This is a genomic window from Methylobacterium sp. WL69 (genome assembly GCF_008039485.1).
GTDB lineage: Bacteria > Pseudomonadota > Alphaproteobacteria > Rhizobiales > Beijerinckiaceae > Methylobacterium.
The window spans coordinates 1-269 of sequence record NZ_VRUZ01000222.1; the positions used below are offsets into that span (position 1 = coordinate 1).

Annotated in this window: 1 protein-coding gene; it reads right to left on the reverse strand. The window is 78.1% G+C overall.

The window, feature by feature from the left end; translation table 11 throughout:
- Positions 1–269 (reverse strand): flagellar hook-length control protein FliK (locus FV218_RS22565; RefSeq protein WP_147711617.1); only part of this gene is annotated, 269 nt, incomplete at both ends.

A 269-nucleotide genomic window follows, 5' to 3' on the forward strand; every position in this document is an offset into this window, starting at 1 on the left:
GGCTGGTAGCCGGACTGGCGCAGCAGGTCGGCGAGGAGGGCGCCGTCCTGGCGCAGGAGGGCGGCCGTCTCCGCGCGGCTGGCGTGGAGGCTCATCTCGAGCTGGCCGTCGCGCAGGCGCATCCGCACGAGGACGGTGCCGAGGTCCATCGGCCGGAGCTGGATGGTGAGGAGCCGCAGGGGTCCCTCGCCGCCCGGTGTCGTGGCGGCGGCGCCGGCCGTGGCGGACGGGCGGGCCAGTTCGGCGGCCACCGCCTCGGCGACCTGGCG